Origin of the sequence: Haloarchaeobius iranensis (genome assembly GCF_900103505.1) — an archaeon.
In the GTDB taxonomy this organism is placed as follows: domain Archaea; phylum Halobacteriota; class Halobacteria; order Halobacteriales; family Natrialbaceae; genus Haloarchaeobius; species Haloarchaeobius iranensis.
Genome location: NZ_FNIA01000069.1, coordinates 1 through 1,387 on the forward strand (window position 1 = coordinate 1; position 1,387 = coordinate 1,387).

Annotated in this window: 1 protein-coding gene; it reads left to right on the forward strand. The window is 52.2% G+C overall.

What is annotated here, in order from left to right; all coding sequences use genetic code 11:
- Positions 1–300 precede the first annotated feature (300 nt).
- Entirely contained in the window at positions 301–1,305 is a 1,005-nt protein-coding gene (locus tag BLT27_RS19500; RefSeq protein WP_139172450.1) for a hypothetical protein, read from the forward strand.
- Positions 1,306–1,387 lie beyond the last annotated feature (82 nt).

Below are 1,387 nucleotides of genomic sequence, written 5' to 3' on the forward strand. Positions count from 1 at the left end.
GAGGAGATCAACTTCCATAGCCAGAATCGATTTCCTCGGCTTCGCCCTTCTAACCCGTGACAACCGTCGATTAGATCGCTATTCAACACGGCAGAATATCCAGGGGCTGATATCGCAACACTCGATGATTTTCTCGCTCATGCCCTTACCACCTCGAACACATACCTTCGAATTCACAAATACACAAATGGTTCGAAGCCAGCAGGGTTCTTTCCTGAGCGAGCAGTTGGGCTTGATCTGCCAAGGGGAGACCCTTATAGGGCGATCCAAGAGGTCCGGGACAGAGTAGATAATCGAGAGATGGGTGCAAAACTCGGGCTTGTAATTCCGAGTCTCGCATTAGCTGGACTTGCACTGGCAACTGTGCCTCTCGTAACCGCTGGCGGTGTCGGGTTCACACTTGTCTCCGGAATGGCCGAAGCAATCGTTGGGCGAGAGCCGAGGCTCAGTACAAAGTATTCCAGAGGCTTTCGGATGGACTACCCGTCGGAGCGTGGTGGTCCAATAACAAATCATAACATTCTGTTCGATGTGTACGTCGCCCCTGGTGACCGCGTCGAGTTCAATGTTCGTAGTTCGAACTACGGTGATGGACTCGATAGTAAAAACCCAGGAGAAGTTGACCCGGCAACTCCAATCGGAGCATGGACAATCGAAATCGACGCTCCAGAGATGGACGCGAACACAGCTTCTCCACCAACCTTCGGGTATGCGTTCTCGTCCGACAGGGAAGGGGCAAAACGTGAAACTATCTCGCCAACAATCACACCACTGACCGAACCCAATTTTACGTTCTCAGCGATCCGGTTCGGAAACGAAGAAATCGAAGCTGCTACTCCAATGTACCGGCCGATTCCGGGATACGTCTTCAACGTTCCGACGTACGTCGGCCCAACAGAACACATTGGTTCAGGTGAGCCTCCTACCATCAGGTTCACAGCTGAAAACAGTTTGTTGACAGATTTCAACGAAGGGAGTGTATTCCACTGGTCTCACACCTTCGCGAACGAATTCGATAGATCAATGCTCGGTAGAAAAATGGGGCTGCACGAGGTCACGAGGGTGTTTCAGGAACCGAACCGATTCGGCTCAGCAGACGCCGATGCACTTGAGTTCGGTGTGACCCCGAATCGCTCTGGAATCCATATTATCGGGCTCCGTGCCGCGGACCCCACTGGGAATTCATCAACGGTCGTCCAGCCGTTCGAATATGTGAGCTCTGAAAATGCCCCGAGTGACCCATCGGTAGACTTCATGGTTGATCAGAACGGGGCGAGAGAATTCACCTTCGAAGGGCTGTGTTGAATCGCCATAAGGCGGTGGATTTCACTGTTTGACGGCACGCTTGATGTTGTAGACGACACACATCAGAGCGATTTCTCGGAAC

Excerpts from the sequence above, each read along its gene's own strand:
- BLT27_RS19500 (WP_139172450.1), top strand. The coding sequence starts at position 301 with ATGGGTGCAAAACTCGGGCTTGTAATTCCGAGTCTCGCATTAGCTGGA.